Consider the following 12,571-nt stretch of genomic DNA (forward strand, 5'->3'; position numbering starts at 1 on the left):
GGTTTTGGAAAACCCGCCTATAGGCCGACTCATGACGATGGAACGCACATATTTCGAGCACGCAAAAAAGACACTCGCCTTGGGGCTTCCCCTGGCGGGCAGTCAGATTGCGCAATTCGCGGTTCACATGACCGATGTGGTCATGATGGGCTGGTACGGGCTGGATGAACTGGCCGCTTTGGTTCTGGCCTCCGGCTTCTGGTTTATCCTGTTTATTCTCTTGGCCGGCTTTGCCTTTGCCGTGGTGCCTTTGGTGGCCACTGCCGCAGGGCAGGGCGATACGACCACGGTGCGTCGCGCCACGCGGATGGCGATCTGGCTGTCTGTGCTGTCCGCAATCGCGATCTATCCGATCTTCGGCTTCTCCGACGATATTCTCGTGTTGTTGGGGCAGGAGCCCCATATCGCCGCCCAAGCCCGCCCCTATCTGGCCGTGGCAGGGTTCGAGATGGTGCCTGCCCTGATCGTCGCGGTGTTCCGCAGCTATTTCTCCGCACTGGAACGCACGCGTGTGGTGCTGTTCGTGGTGATCGGCGCGGTGATCCTGAATTCGGGGCTGAATTACATCCTCATCTTCGGCAATTTCGGCGCGCCGGAACTGGGGGTCTTGGGCTCCGCGATTGCCTCGCTGATCGTGAGCAGTGCGATGCTTGTGGCGCTGGTGATCTATGCGGCCAAGTCCACGCCGGAAAACGATCTCTTCCGCAATCCGTTCAAGCCGGACTGGGGGATGTTTGCCACTGTGTTCCGCATGGGTGTGCCTATCGGTATCACGTCCCTGTCCGAAGTCGGCCTGTTCAACGCCGCCGCGATCATGATGGGCTGGATCGGCACAGAGACTCTGGCCGCCCACGGCATTGTGCTTCAGCTGACCGCCATCGCCTTCATGACCCAGATCGGCCTGTCACAGGCGGGTACGATTCGCGTCGGCAATGCGATGGGGCGTGGAGACGAGGCAGACCTGCGCAAAGGCGCGCTGGTCGTTGTGGTGCTCTCGCTTTGCATGGCGGCGCTGGCCTCGGCGATCTTCCTTCTGGCGCCGGATTTCCTGATCGGGCTGTTCATCGCGCCGGACGAACCGGCCCGCGACGAGGTGCTTGCGATTGGTGGCGTGTTGATCCTGTTCGCGGCGGGGATGCAGTTCTCTGACGGTGGGCAGGTCGTGGCCCTGTCCCTGCTCAGAGGTCTGCATGACACAGCTGTGCCGATGTGGCTTGCTGCGCTCAGCTATTGGGTGCTGGGGATGCCTGCAGGGTATATCTTCGGCTTCGTCTTCGACTGGGGCGCGCCGGGGGTCTGGATGGGCTTCCTTGTCGGACTGTCTATGGCATGGTTGACCATGAGCTACCGGTTCTGGGCGCAAAAGTCGCGGATTTCGCGTTAAGGCGTTAGCCCTTCTTCAAAATCCGGTCGGCTTTTTTGCGCACCAGAACCGTGCGCAGATCATGCATGGCCAGCAAGAGCGCATCGGTGACACTGTCCAATTGTTCATCCGTGGCCCGCGTCTGCGCCCAATGGGCGGTCAGGTTCAGGTAGTCCACGGCGCGGTGGATGTCGTCGATGTCGCGCTGGGCCAGAACCGCCACGCGCTCGGACATCCACTCTTCGATCACCTTCATGTCTTCGGGCGTCAGGTCACGCCCGCCACGGGGTTTGACCTCGCCGTTCTTGATGTTGACCACAGCGATCTGGTCCATCTCGATCCGACGCTGGCGGTTTTCCGTGTCCACGCGGAACACAAAGGCCCCGTTTTCGCGCACACGGAAATAATATTCCGGAAGATTGACGCTCATTTCAGCCCTGCGCAGAAGGTTTGGATACGGGTGCAGGCCTCTTTGAGAGCTTCGTCCGAGGTCGCATAGGACACACGGAAGTTCGGAGACAGGCCGAAGGCTGCGCCAAAGACCACGGCGACGCCGGTCTCTTCGAGCAGGGCGGTGGCGAAATCCTCGTCCGTTGCAATCGTGGCTCCGCCTGCGGAGGTCTTGCCGAGACAGCCGGAGATGTCCGGATAGACGTAGAACGCGCCTTCCGGCGTGGGGCAGGTGATGCCTTCGGCAGCGTTGAGCATTTCCACCACCATGTTCCGGCGGCGCAGGAAGGCCGTGTTGTTCTCGGCAATGAACTCCTGCGGCCCGCTGAGTGCCTCGACAGCGGCATATTGCGAGATCGAACAGGGGTTGGAGGTCGATTGCGACTGCACCTTGCGCATGGCTGCGATCAACTCGACCGGACCTGCCGCATAGCCGATCCGCCAACCGGTCATCGCATAGGCTTTCGAGACGCCGTTCACGGTCAGGGTGCGATCATAAAGCCCCGGTTCGACTTCGGCAGGGGTGCAGAACTGGAACCCGTCAAAGGCCAGATGCTCATACATATCATCCGACATCACCCAGACATGCGGATGTTTCATCAGAACATCGGTGAGCGCCTTCAATTCGTCCCGGGAATAGCCCGCGCCCGTCGGGTTGGAGGGGGAGTTGAAGATGAACCATTTGGTCTTCGGCGTGATGGCGGCGTCAAGCTGCTCTGCGGTGATTTTGAAGCTGTTTTCGAGCTTGCCTTCGATCGCGACGGGCGTGCCGCCGCCGAGCAGGACCATATCGGGGTAGGACACCCAGTAGGGCGCGGGGATGATGACCTCGTCGCCCGGATTGAGCGTGGCCACCAGCGCATTGTAGAGCACCTGTTTGCCGCCGCCGGAGACAGAGACCTGCGCCGGCGTGTAGTCCAGCCCGTTGTCGCGTTTGAATTTGGCGCAGATCGCCTCTTTCAGCTCGGGGATGCCATCGACGGCGGTGTATTTCGTCTTGCCCTCTTCAATGGCACGAATCCCTGCGGTCTTGATGTTCTCCGGCGTGTCGAAATCCGGTTCCCCCGCACCCAGCCCGATCACATCCTTGCCCGTGGCTTTCAACTCGCGTGCCTTGTTGGTCACGGCGATGGTGGGAGACGGTTTCACACGGGAGAGCGTTTCTGACAGGAAAGACATGGGAGGGCGTCCGTTTTGATTATGTTCGCCGTAGTGATAACGTCAAAAACGGCCCCGCGCCAAGACCGCCCTTGCGATAAACCGGTGTTGGGTGCAAAAAGCACGCGATCACGAGGGAGTGCCACATGTCAGAGACCATCGAAATCCGCCGCAAGCGTCTGAAAATCCGCGCATGGCGTCGCGGGATCAAGGAGATGGACCTTTTGATCGGCGGCTATGCCGACGCGCATCTGGAGAGTATGAACGAGGCCGAGCTTGACGAGTTCGAGATGCTGATGGACGAGCATGATCAGGATTTGCTGTCCTATGCGACAGGGCTCAAACCCGTGCCCGAAGCGATCAAGCCGATGCTGGAAAAACTGATTGCCGATGCCGATCAGACGTCTTGGGGCGTGAAGGGCTAAACCTGCGCCCGCGTTTGCGCTGCGCGGAGGCTTTGTGATCTGTCGATTGCAAAATTCCGCGCAGTTTAACCGAATTTTGGGAAATATCGATCAATCTGTCCCCCAACTGGCCATTGGCGGAGTGACAGATGAGTATGCATTCAACATTCGTAAAACCGACGGATAGCCCCTTTATGTCTCAATATCTTGAGGCATTGTCTCTTGTTGAACGGCTGCATCGTCTGCTTCTTGATGTGATCAAAGACGAGTTCGAGCGGGTCGGCATTCTGGAGATCAACGCGGTTCAGGCGCTTTTGCTGTTCAACGTCGGCGAGAACGAGGTGACTGCGGGGGAATTGAAGTCGCGCGGCTATTATCAGGGCTCGAATGTCTCCTATAATCTCAAGAAACTCGTGGATATGGGCTATATGCACCATCAGCGCTGTGAAATTGACCGCCGGTCCGTGCGGGTCAAGCTCACGGAAAAGGGCAACCATGTGCGCAAGACCGTGGCCGACCTGTTTTCGCGCCACGCGGACGGGTTGCAGAACAAAGGGGTGATATCCTCGGAAGGGATTGAGGATATCAACACCGCCTTGCGGCGGGTCGAACGGTATTGGGCGGACCAGATTCGCTATATCTACTGATTATATACGAGCCGAAAAAACGCCGCCCGGTGGGGCGACGTCTTTACTTTTCGGGATGGAATCAAAGGCATCTGGATAAATGCCTGAGAGCGGCCTCACCAATGGCCGGTGTTTTCCATAGAGGCCCAAGGCTCTTGCGGCGGCAGGCTGTCGCCTTTTTGCAAAAGCTCGATCGAGATATTGTCGGGCGAGCGCACAAAGGCCATATGCCCGTCACGCGGCGGGCGGTTGATCACCACGCCTGCATCCATCAGCTTTTGACAAAGCGCATAAATGTCCTCCACCTCATAGGCCAGATGGCCGAAATGGCGACTGTCAGAAGGCAATCCCTCGTCCCCGTCCCAGTTATAGGTGAGTTCCAACGGACATTCTGGCTGACCTTCGGGGGCCATGAAAATCAGGGAAAACCGTCCGGATTCGCTGTCGCGGCGTTTGATTTCTTTGAGCCCGAGCAATTCATAGAACGTCATGGACTTTTCCAGATCCTTGACCCGAACCATCGTGTGCAGATAGCGCATGTCGCTTCCTCCTGTAGGTGTTTGCGGCAACATTAGCGCGTCTTGCGCGGAATTCTATTTTTTCTACCTTCCTGCTTGGCGAACCCCCTTTGCATTTGTATGACTGGACTCTCCGAGGCCACAACATCTTGGGGGATGTCCCGTGCAGCAATACCACAATCAGCTTAAAACCATTCTCGCTCACGGGGTCGACACCACAGACCGCACAGGCACAGGCACGCGGTCCTATTTCGGGCTGCAAGCACGCTATCCTCTGGCGGACGGATTCCCGCTTGTGACGACGAAGAAACTGCACCTGCGCTCCATCATTCATGAGCTTTTGTGGTTCCTGTCCGGTGACACCAACATCCGCTATCTGAAAGAGAACGGCGTCTCGATCTGGGACGAATGGGCAGATGAGAACGGCGATCTCGGGCCGGTTTACGGGGCACAATGGCGCAAATGGCCGGGGCATGAGCGCGGTCCGATCGACCAGATCGAGAACCTGCTCCATGCGATCAAGACCTCACCCGATTCTCGCCGACTGATCGTGTCCGCATGGAACCCTGCGGAGGTGGACAACATGGCGCTGCCGCCCTGTCATACGTTGTGGCAGGTGAAAATCCTTGGCGGCAAGTTGCACCTCCAGCTCTATCAACGCTCTGCCGATATGTTCCTCGGCGTGCCCTTCAACATCGCGTCTTATGCGCTTTTGTTGCAAATGCTGGCACAAGTCACAGGCTACGAGCCGGGGGATTTCGTCCATTCCATCGGGGACGCGCATATCTATTCCAACCATATGGATCAGGTGGCGCTACAACTGTCGCGCACGCCCAAGGCCCTGCCGAAGCTGCGGCTCAATCCGGATGTGAAGAATTTGTTCGACTTCACCTTCGACGATATCGAGATCGTGGATTACGACCCCGATCCTGCAATCAAAGCGCCGGTTGCCGTATAAGGAGGTCCCATGATTACGCTCATCGCCGCCCGTGACCGCAACGGGGCCATTGGTAAAGACAATACGATCCCGTGGGACGCGCCGGAGGATTTGAAATTCTTCATGCGCGAAACCATGGGCGGTGCCGTCATCATGGGGCGCAACACATGGGAAAGCCTGCCGTTCAAGCCTCTGAAAAATCGTCTGAATATCGTGGTGTCCAGTCAGGGCGTCGATCATGAGCATGTCTTTGCGACGGTCGAGGACGCCATCACTTTCGCCCGTTCGGAAGGGCGCGCGCGGATCTACGGCATGGGGGGCTTCGGCATCTACAAGGCCATGCTGCCTCTGGCGGACCGTCTGGTGATCACCGAGGTGGACACAGAGGTCGAAGGCGCCGACACATGGTTTCCCGCGTTCGATCCGGCCGAGTGGCGGGAGGTTTCGCGCATGGTGCTGCGCGCGGAGGCTCCGCGGTGCGAGGTCGTGGAATGGGTACGCTGACTGTCAATTTGGCGAATTTAGGCTGATTGTTTCCTTTGGGGGAACATTATTTGTGGGTCATCACCATTTCTTGCCCGCGTCCCTCGCGTGATGTAATCTTCTGATAACAGAGCTTTGTCGGGAGTTTGAGTTATGATGAAAACAGCAATTGCCGTTCTGGCTGTCACGTTGGGCGCAGGTCCGGTTCTGGCGGCAGAGACCCAGCCCTATGATCCGTCGGTCAAACTTTATGCCTATGAAGGTCAGGTCGAGAATTTCTGCCCTGCGGGCACACAGCCGGTCCGCTACGATGGCATGATCTCCTGCGGCGTGCCGGATGCGACGGGCTATGTCGATGCCCCCGTGGTGCGGCGCACCTATGCGGCACCGGCGGCGGTGAATACGACCAGCCCGAAGTCCCCGAGTTATCAGCCCGAGACAATTTCCATGTCCGGCAGCTAAGACCTGTTGCCTGAGCCATTCAGGCCCAGCCACAAATAGGAAAGCCCCGCCTTTGCGCGGGGATTTTTGCTGCGATCTGATGTGGCTCTTGCGGGTTAGTCCTCGACAATCTCGGAGCGGATGAAGTCTGCAACCGCTTTGCCCAATGTGTCGTGAACGTCTTCGCTAAAATGCACGCCATCCACATCGGAAACGGAGATCACCGTATTGGCATCGAATACAGCCACATCGCGGGCCTCTGCCTCGGCGCGCATGGCGTCTAGCGTGGCTTGGGCCTTGTCCTCTGAACCCGCGTAGAACTCCGCCAGACAGCCCGCCGCGTGGGGACGGGGCGGCAGGATGAGGAAGGGTTCAAAGCCGCCGTGACGCATCTGCATCTCTTCGGAGAGGGCAACGTCAAGATGGAAGGCACAGGACTGTGCAATCTCCTCCGGCGCGGCCTCGAAATGGGCCTTGAGATCATTGGTCCCGAGCATGATCGTCATGGCATCAATCGGCCCATGGCTTTCGAGCGCGATGAAAAGTCCGATCCGCCCGTCCATATGCGGCCCCATCTCCGGATCAGGCGAGGCAAATGTGCGTCCCGGCAACCCCTCTTCAATCACATCCCAGCCCAGAGCCTCGCCCATAACCACAGGCCAGCGCCGTTCGAAACGCGGCAGGTCGGAAGGGCGGGAATGCATGGGCTGCGTGCCGTGGGTGTTGCTGTCGCCGAAAGTCAGGATCGTGGGCATAGGGCCTCCATATAGAAAACGGCCCCGAACTTGCGCCCGGAACCGCCGACTTTCAAGGTGTAAATGGCTTAAAGCGCCACAAGATCGGATGCGGATGCGCGTCCGTCGCGGCCTTCACGAAGCTCGTAGCCGATCTTCATGTCATCCGCGAGGCCGGTCATACCAGCGCGCTCGACAGCGGAAATGTGCACGAACACATCCTTGCCGCCGTCATCAGGTGCAATAAAGCCGTAGCCTTTGGTGGTGTTGAACCATTTTACGGTGCCGGTGGGCATATCCCGTCTCTCCTTTAGTTTCATCCGCCGCAACGTGCGACGGGCCGGTGCAGCCAGGTCTTCCAAGTCTTCCTGCTGCCCCGTAAAGAAGGAGCGGTCGTTCGAAAGTCAGCAGTCACGCTTTCGAGTGTGCAACACATCTGTATAAAGGCAAGCGACAAAATCGTAACAGGTGGGGCTGGGCGCGAAAAATGGGCAAAATGCCACCGAATGCGCCACTTAAATGCCTGCTAGGAGGGCAAAATGACGGTTATTTACGGGATCAAAACCTGTGACACATGCCGCAAAGCGGCGAAAGCGCTGGCGGTCGATCTGCATGACATTCGGGCCAACCCGCTTTCAAGAGAACAGCTTGAGCGATTCTATCAGAGCTTCGGGGCCGCCCTTGTGAACACGCGCTCGACCACATGGCGCGGCCTGTCCGAGGCGGAGCGGGGGCGTGAGCCGCTTGATCTTCTGACCGACCACCCGACGCTGATGAAACGTCCGGTGATCGAGAAGGACGGCACGCTCTATCTCGGTTGGGGCAAGGATGTTCAGGCCGCTGTCTTGGGCTGACACCGTTTCGAAATCAGCCGGTCGAGGGAGAAAACTCCGCCACCAAGCCCCGCGAGGGTGAGCAGCCCCAGCACCCAAAAGGCGCGTTGGTCGAGGATCAGTGCGTCGGAATGTCGGTCAAACAGCGCGCCGACCGTTTCCGCGCCAAGCCCGTGGCCGATCACATCGGTGAGGCTTTGCACAATGATAAACCCGATCATCCCGAGCGCGGCCAGTCGGGTGGCCAGCCCCAGAACGATCAATGCGGGCAGCAGGAATTCGGCATAGGTTCCGGCCATGATTGTGAGCCATTCAAAGGCCCCGAAACCGGAAATGTCATAGCCTGCGGCTTCCATCTTGCGCGGAAAAATCTGGGCATAGGCGTTGAACGAGAGGGTGAACGGGCCCTCAAGCTTGGTGAGCGCAGAGGCCCAAAAATAGCGCAGGAGCACGGCGGCGAAGGTCAGACGTGCCAGAAGCGGCAAGGTCAGCACCGCGCCCGCGTTGATCTGTGTGGTGGCGCGGTGGAGGCGGGCGGTCAGGGGATGGGGGAGCATGTCACACCTCTTGAATGTCGATGATGGCGCCGCCGGACAGAAGCGTGCCGAGAAATTTGGTCAGATCAAGCGTTTTCGGGGCCAGCTCTGCCGCTTCACCCAAGGCGATACCGTCGCGTAGAGCCTCTAGGACAGCGATTGTGCCGGTGGGAAAAGCCGTGGCGAGCGGGTCGAACTCGGGCCGTGTAATCAGAACGTCTTCGCCCCCGCCTGCGGGTTTCTCGCCGCCCGAGGCAAAGCCGTGCAGCTGGGTGACGGGATAGCGGCTTGCGAGCCAGAACACCGTCGGAGCGAGAACAACCTTTCGGGTGAAGAGCAGCGGGTCGGATAATTCCGCAGGCGGCACTGGGCGCGAATCTGCGGCGTGGTAACTGTTGCGCAAGCTCACTTCGAGATGCGCCACGTCTGCGAGATAAGGCAGGTTTCCGGCAGGTTCGAAGCGTGCGATGAACTGCGGGAAATCCGCGCCATACAGCGGCAGGATCGGAGATTTCGGCGGGTGCGCGCGAATGTATTTGCCCGCCATGGCGGCGAAAAATGCGTCTCCGACCAGCGTCTGTATCGCGGGAAAAGCCGCGCTGAGGGCGTCTTTCAGGCTCACGACGATGTTGTTGCGATAGACGTTGAACCGACGCTCCGCCGGTTGCCCCGTTGGGGTCACAAGCCCTGCGGGCACGGGCGCATCAGGGGTGAGAGCGGCGCGGAGAAACTCTTGCTCTCTCATGCCAGAACCTGTTCCAGTCGCAGGGCCGCACGACCGGCTTCGGCGGCGAGAATGTCCCATTCCGGCACATCGGTGTCCCATTCGATCAGGGTCGGTTTCGGGCCGCCCGTGGCCAGCGTGTAGGTGTAGAGATGCCAGACCGGATCGGCGACCTCGCGCCCGTGGCTGTCGATCAACAGCGGTGCGCCGTCTTCGTCATGGTCCTCGTCATGCCCGCCGAGATGGATCTCCCCGACCGCCTCATGGGGAAAGCTGTCGATATACTCATGCGGATCAAGGCTCAGGTTGTTGGCGGAGACAAACACATTGTTTACGTCCAGCAAAAGCCCGCAGCCGGTGCGTTGGACCACCTGCCGCAGAAATGCGACCTCGCCCATCGTGCTTTCCGCGAAGGCCAGATAGGAGGAGGGATTCTCCAACAACATCTGACGCCCGAGCGTGTCCTGCACCTCGTCGATATGGTCGCAGACGCGGGTGAGGGTGTCTTCGGTATAGGGCAGGGGCAACAGATCGTTGAAATAGCCTGCGTCATGGGTGGACCATGCGAGATGTTCGGAGAAGGAGGCGGGGTCAAGCGCATCGGTCAGATGCTTGAGACGCGCAAGGTGCTCCGCATCCAGTCTCCCTTCGCCGCCGATAGACAGGCCGACCCCATGCACGGAGATCGGAAAACGGTCTGAGAGTGCGCGCAGTTGCGCCAGAGGGCGGCCACCGGCACCCATGTAGTTTTCTGCATGGATTTCGAGCCATTTTACAGGGTGGTCCTCCTGTAGAATGTTCGAAAAGTGCTTGGATTTATATCCGACACCGACACCGGCCGGCAGGTGTTTCGTCTGGTCCAACATCTGGTTCTCCTTGAGGTCTCGGCTTGAGGATCGGCTTGGAAAAAGGTGATCCGGCGCGGGTCCGTTGCGCCGGATCGGGGAGGGATCACATGTCCATCGGGAGGTCGCGATCAAGTGCTTCGAGCGAGCCCATGCGAGCGGTGCCGTCTTCCATGGCCGGAAGTTCGATCTCTGCGCAAGTGCCAGCAGGAACGAGGGTCCATGCGTTGCCTTGGTAGTCGACTTTGGAAGTGCCTGCGCAAGTTGTGCCCGGACCTGCCGCACAGCCGTTTTCACCAGCCATGGAAACGCCGAAGCATTTTTCCTGATCAGCGGCGGAGGCTGCGCCTGCGACGGAGAGGGCGGCGGTCATGGCGCCGAGAAGGGCGAGGGTTTTGGATTGAGTGCTCATTGGGTTGTGTCTCCCGGTTGTGTCAAATCCGCCGTCAGTGGCGGTGAGGACAGATTGACAGAGCCGGAGGGTCACAGGCCACTCACGGGCGCGTCAGCTGACGCGGGTGTCAGGGACTGAAACAAACGCTTTCGTGAGTTGTGTTCGAACGGCTTTCGGGCGGCTGCCCTGCGCATGAGTCCGGGGTTGGCTTGGTCTAGGGAGATTGTCGTATGTTCCCAGTGCGCTACTGCGCAGTGACCGGTTGAAACAATCTTCACGGAAAAGCCGGACGTGCGTGTGCCGCAGTGCAACAGGGGATGCGCGTGCAACTCATATATGTCAGATCTTTCTGAATTATTTCAGTTTCAAGCAACTCCGGCATGACCAGACGGCATGACACATGCCGTAAATCGCCGGTTTTGGCCGTTATATTTCAAAAACCAGCGGCACCAGAAGCAGGCTGGCGAGGAAGACCACAAGCGTGCTGATGATGTTGAGGGCAAAACCGGCCTTAATCATATGTCTCAGGGTCAGTTTTTCGTAGGAAAAGATGATCGAGTTCGGCGGTGTGGCGGCGGGCATCATAAAGGCCATAGATGCGCCCAAGGCCACCGGCACGGTCAGCCAGAGCACGCTGACATCCAGACCCAGCGCGACCGCCCCGAGCACAGGCAGGAAGGTCGCGGTCGAGGCGGTGTTGGATGTGACTTCGGTCAGGAACTTGATCGCAACGGCGACAATCAGGATTAATACCCAAAGCGGCACATCCCCTGCGCGTCCGACCTGTTCTCCGATCCATCGGGCCAGCCCGCTGGCTTCAAAACCTCCAGCTATCGCCAGCCCGCCGCCAAAGAGCAGCAGCACGCCCCACGGCAGGTTGCGCGAAGCAGACCAGTCGAGCAGGGGAGGTCCCTCGCGCTCGGACGGCAGGGCGAAAAGCGCGATCGCTGCGAGAATGGCAACGCCGGAATCGTTGATCGGCAGGCCCAGAAAGCTCCGCGTGATCCAGAGAAAGGCCGCCAGCGCAAAAATAACCGCCACCCGACGCTCCGGCGTTTTCATCGGCCCGTGCCGCGCGCGCTCTTCGGCAATCACACGGCGTACAGAATCAAGCTCAAGATTCTGCACAGGGAAAAAGACCCGCGTCAAAAGCAGATAGGCGGGCGGCAACATGACGATGACCACGGGAATACCGATCAGCATCCAAGTGAAAAAGTCGATCGTGATATTGTAGTTTTCCGACAGGAGACTGGCCAGCAGCGCGTTGGGCGGCGTGCCGATCAAGGTGCCCACACCGCCGATGGAGGCGGAATAGGCAATGGACAGCATCAAGCCGATGCCGAAATGCTCCACCTGTTTTTTGTCCGGCACGCGCTCGTCGATAAAATCAATGATCGACGTGCCCACCGCGAACATCATGACAGCGGTGGCGGTGTTGGAAATCCACATCGATAAAAAGGCGGTGGCGAGCATGAACCCCATGATGATGCGGCTCGGGCTTGATCCGATTGCGGCCACGATGGCCAGTGCGATCCGGCGATGTAGCCCCCATGTCTGCATCCCTGCGGCAAGAATAAATCCGCCGAGGAACAGAAAGATCAGATGGTTGCCGTAATGGTGGCTGACCTCGTTGGCGGGTTGGATGCCAAGCGCGGGGAAAAGCACGATGGGCAGAAGTGCGGTGACCGGAAGGGGCATGGCCTCCAGCAGCCACCAGATCACCATCCAGAGCGTCACCGCGATGAGACGCCATGCTTCCGGCGTCATGGTCTCCGGTGCGGGCAGAAGCAAAAGCAAAGCCGCCGACACGGGGCCGGCAATCAGCGCCGCGATGCGGGTGTTGGAGCGGCCCTCACCGGTTTCGGAGGGCGCTGGAGCTGTGCGCTCATCCTGCGGCTCGTGGTCCTGATTGTTGAGTTGGCTGCGCATTTCCGTCCCCCTGATGCCACTTCATATAAAACATTTCACGGAAAATCTCAGCCTCAGATTATCGGGAAACACGGTGCCGCGCGTTGATGTCGCAGGCGGCTGGCAAACAGTAGGCGCCTCAAGGCAGGCGTTGATCATTCAGACAAGCGTGTGGGAGAGGAAAAAAAGAACCGCGCGCCCCCGAGGGAACGCGCGG

Annotated in this window: 17 protein-coding genes; 7 read left to right on the forward strand and 10 right to left on the reverse strand. The window is 59.2% G+C overall.

Annotated elements, in window-relative coordinates:
- Positions 1-79: 79 nt before the first annotated feature.
- On the forward strand, positions 80-1,384 hold the full coding sequence (locus BM152_RS00650; RefSeq protein ID WP_231730516.1) for an MATE family efflux transporter: 1,305 nt from the start codon (positions 80-82) through the stop codon (positions 1,382-1,384).
- 4 nt (positions 1,385-1,388) lie between these two features.
- Here the strand turns inward: BM152_RS00650 and BM152_RS00655 are convergent, their stop codons facing one another.
- A complete protein-coding gene (locus BM152_RS00655) occupies positions 1,389-1,793 on the reverse strand; it encodes a hypothetical protein (RefSeq protein WP_066603095.1) in 405 nt (134 codons plus the stop codon).
- A complete protein-coding gene (locus tag BM152_RS00660) occupies positions 1,790-2,992 on the reverse strand; it encodes a pyridoxal phosphate-dependent aminotransferase (RefSeq protein WP_066603097.1) in 1,203 nt (400 codons plus the stop codon). Before BM152_RS00660 ends, BM152_RS00655 begins: the two co-directional genes overlap by 4 nt.
- Before the next feature lie 125 nt (positions 2,993-3,117).
- Between BM152_RS00660 and BM152_RS00665 the strand changes: the two genes are divergently transcribed.
- The gene (locus BM152_RS00665) at positions 3,118-3,396 is read left to right on the forward strand and encodes a succinate dehydrogenase assembly factor 2 (RefSeq protein ID WP_066603099.1); all 279 of its coding nucleotides are present in this window, start codon (positions 3,118-3,120) and stop codon (positions 3,394-3,396) included.
- Between the two features lie 128 nt (positions 3,397-3,524).
- Positions 3,525-4,022, forward strand: a complete 498-nt coding sequence (locus BM152_RS00670) for a MarR family winged helix-turn-helix transcriptional regulator (RefSeq protein WP_066603101.1) — start codon at positions 3,525-3,527, stop codon at positions 4,020-4,022.
- Between the two features lie 95 nt (positions 4,023-4,117).
- Here the strand turns inward: BM152_RS00670 and BM152_RS00675 are convergent, their stop codons facing one another.
- Positions 4,118-4,540, reverse strand: coding sequence for a VOC family protein (locus BM152_RS00675; RefSeq protein ID WP_066603106.1), 423 nt, complete (start codon positions 4,538-4,540; stop codon positions 4,118-4,120).
- A 142-nt stretch (positions 4,541-4,682) separates the two neighbouring features.
- Here BM152_RS00675 and BM152_RS00680 point away from each other — a divergent pair, with 142 nt between their 5' ends.
- The 3 genes from BM152_RS00680 to BM152_RS00690 all read left to right on the forward strand — a co-directional run bounded on the left by BM152_RS00680 (position 4,683) and on the right by BM152_RS00690 (position 6,401).
- On the forward strand, positions 4,683-5,477 hold the full coding sequence (locus BM152_RS00680) for a thymidylate synthase (protein WP_066603108.1): 795 nt from the start codon (positions 4,683-4,685) through the stop codon (positions 5,475-5,477).
- 9 nt (positions 5,478-5,486) lie between these two features.
- A complete protein-coding gene (locus tag BM152_RS00685; RefSeq protein ID WP_066603110.1) occupies positions 5,487-5,960 on the forward strand; it encodes a dihydrofolate reductase in 474 nt (157 codons plus the stop codon).
- Positions 5,961-6,092: 132 nt separating this feature from the next.
- Entirely contained in the window at positions 6,093-6,401 is a 309-nt protein-coding gene (locus tag BM152_RS00690) for a hypothetical protein (RefSeq protein ID WP_066603112.1), read from the forward strand.
- Between the two features lie 95 nt (positions 6,402-6,496).
- On the opposite strand, the gene BM152_RS00695 is transcribed toward BM152_RS00690, so the two are convergent.
- Together BM152_RS00695 and BM152_RS00700 are read right to left on the reverse strand one after the other, a co-directional pair.
- Positions 6,497-7,135 (reverse strand): GDSL-type esterase/lipase family protein, encoded by a 639-nt coding sequence (locus BM152_RS00695; RefSeq protein ID WP_066603114.1) that lies wholly within the window; start codon positions 7,133-7,135, stop codon positions 6,497-6,499.
- A gap of 68 nt (positions 7,136-7,203) precedes the next feature.
- Positions 7,204-7,410, reverse strand: coding sequence for a cold-shock protein (locus BM152_RS00700; RefSeq protein WP_066603117.1), 207 nt, complete (start codon positions 7,408-7,410; stop codon positions 7,204-7,206).
- Positions 7,411-7,653: 243 nt separating this feature from the next.
- On the opposite strand from BM152_RS00700, the gene BM152_RS00705 reads away from it, so the two are divergent.
- The gene (locus tag BM152_RS00705) at positions 7,654-7,968 is read left to right on the forward strand and encodes an arsenate reductase family protein (RefSeq protein ID WP_066603119.1); all 315 of its coding nucleotides are present in this window, start codon (positions 7,654-7,656) and stop codon (positions 7,966-7,968) included.
- On the opposite strand, the gene BM152_RS00710 is transcribed toward BM152_RS00705, so the two are convergent.
- From BM152_RS00710 to BM152_RS00730, 5 genes are all read right to left on the reverse strand, one after another.
- Positions 7,947-8,504: a DoxX family protein gene (locus BM152_RS00710; RefSeq protein WP_082715355.1), complete on the reverse strand. Its 558-nt coding sequence runs from the start codon at positions 8,502-8,504 to the stop codon at positions 7,947-7,949. The two genes, BM152_RS00705 and BM152_RS00710, sit on opposite strands and share 22 nt — an antisense overlap.
- A 1-nt stretch (position 8,505) precedes the next feature.
- A complete protein-coding gene (locus BM152_RS00715; protein ID WP_066603121.1) occupies positions 8,506-9,228 on the reverse strand; it encodes an HvfC/BufC N-terminal domain-containing protein in 723 nt (240 codons plus the stop codon).
- Positions 9,225-10,073 (reverse strand): MNIO family bufferin maturase, encoded by an 849-nt coding sequence (bufB, locus tag BM152_RS00720; RefSeq protein WP_066603123.1) that lies wholly within the window; start codon positions 10,071-10,073, stop codon positions 9,225-9,227. The genes BM152_RS00715 and bufB overlap by 4 nt, the downstream gene beginning before the upstream one ends.
- Positions 10,074-10,158: 85 nt before the next feature.
- On the reverse strand, positions 10,159-10,464 hold the full coding sequence (locus BM152_RS00725; RefSeq protein WP_066603126.1) for a BufA1 family periplasmic bufferin-type metallophore: 306 nt from the start codon (positions 10,462-10,464) through the stop codon (positions 10,159-10,161).
- A 408-nt stretch (positions 10,465-10,872) separates the two neighbouring features.
- On the reverse strand, positions 10,873-12,375 hold the full coding sequence (locus BM152_RS00730) for an SLC13 family permease (RefSeq protein ID WP_066603129.1): 1,503 nt from the start codon (positions 12,373-12,375) through the stop codon (positions 10,873-10,875).
- Between the last annotated feature and the right edge of the window lie 196 nt (positions 12,376-12,571).

The organism is Celeribacter halophilus, assembly GCF_900114135.1.
Classification (GTDB): Bacteria; Pseudomonadota; Alphaproteobacteria; order Rhodobacterales; family Rhodobacteraceae; genus Celeribacter; species Celeribacter halophilus.